This window comes from Kaistella sp. CFF1-2 (genome assembly GCF_059509915.1).
Map to the genome: position 1 here is coordinate 1 of NZ_JCAKLF010000034.1, position 641 is coordinate 641.

Annotated in this window: 2 protein-coding genes; both read right to left on the reverse strand. The window is 28.9% G+C overall.

The window, feature by feature from the left end; translation table 11 throughout:
- Positions 1-58: 58 nt before the first annotated feature.
- Positions 59-358, reverse strand: a complete 300-nt coding sequence (locus tag AC5XHR_RS13795) for a type II toxin-antitoxin system RelE/ParE family toxin (protein WP_495951359.1) — start codon at positions 356-358, stop codon at positions 59-61.
- Positions 348-584 carry a hypothetical protein gene (locus AC5XHR_RS13800; RefSeq protein ID WP_495951360.1) on the reverse strand — a complete coding sequence of 79 codons (237 nt, stop codon included), beginning with the start codon at positions 582-584 and terminating at the stop codon, positions 348-350. Before AC5XHR_RS13800 ends, AC5XHR_RS13795 begins: the two co-directional genes overlap by 11 nt.
- Between the last annotated feature and the right edge of the window lie 57 nt (positions 585-641).

The following is a 641-nucleotide window of genomic DNA, read 5'->3' on the forward strand; positions in this document are numbered from 1 at the left end:
TTCTCAAAGACAATATTCACCCCGCTTTTTGCAAATACAATGTTGTACGCAGTTTTTCTTATATTTTTTTGCTTTCTGGATCTTTTCGGTTTGAGAAAAAAGACAGTATTTGAATATTATTTCCAGCAATTCTATAATACATCGAATTAAATTTAAGAATTACTGCTTTTCTGATTTGATTTTTAGAGGAAGTCGGAAAAATGTGAGGATTTGCAGAAATTATTGCAAGGATTCTTTCAATTTCATCACCTAAATTATCAACTTCTTTTTCGGTAAATTTTCTTTCGAGATACTCAACAGTTTCTGCAAGTTCTTCTAAAGCTAAATCCGTCCAAATGATTTCAAAATCATTTTCCATAAATTTTTCGTGCTTTAGAATGTGGATTTAATTTTCCTGCGTCCGCCTGTGCAATTCCTTTCTCAATAGATTGTTTTTCAGCTTCAGAAATTTCATCCCACCAATCTTTTTTTCTTTCGCGAGAAATCATATCCGAAATTTTGTCAAGAAAATTCAAGTCTTCAATGGTAGATAACCATTGAATTAATTCAAGTTTCTTATTTTGTATTTGTAAATCAGTATTCATTTTAAATCTTTTTATCAAAATTAAATTTAATTTTCTATTTAATACGAGATTTTGTCA

What these genes read in the sequence shown, in the direction of transcription:
- AC5XHR_RS13795 (WP_495951359.1), bottom strand. Translation starts at nt 358, where the DNA reads ATGGAAAATGATTTTGAAATCATTTGGACGGATTTAGCTTTAGAAGAA.
- AC5XHR_RS13800 (WP_495951360.1), bottom strand. Translation starts at nt 584, where the DNA reads ATGAATACTGATTTACAAATACAAAATAAGAAACTTGAATTAATTCAA.